Below are 230 nucleotides of genomic sequence, written 5' to 3'. Positions count from 1 at the left end.
GCGGTGGCGATGGGGTGCTCGGAGGCGTGTTCCAGGGCGCCGGCCAGGCGCAGGGCCTCGTCCTCGGTGGTGCCCTCCGCGGTGCGGACGGCGAGCAGGGTCATCCGGCCGGTGGTGACGGTGCCGGTCTTGTCGAGCACGACGGTGTCGACCCGGCGGGTGTTCTCCAGCACCTCGGGGCCCTTGATCAGGATGCCGAGCTGGGCGCCGCGGCCGGTGCCGACCATCAG

General features: G+C 73.9%; 1 pseudogene. It reads right to left on the bottom strand.

Annotation, left to right across the window (positions count from 1 at the left end):
* Window positions 1–230 (bottom strand): annotated as a pseudogene (locus tag IF01_RS43375) (HAD family hydrolase); the annotation flags it as partial.

Source organism: Kitasatospora purpeofusca, from assembly GCF_000718025.1.
GTDB classification, from domain to species: domain Bacteria; phylum Actinomycetota; class Actinomycetes; order Streptomycetales; family Streptomycetaceae; genus Kitasatospora; species Kitasatospora purpeofusca.
Note: the sequence above shows the minus strand (reverse complement) of the source record. Positions and strands in the feature narration are given on the sequence as shown.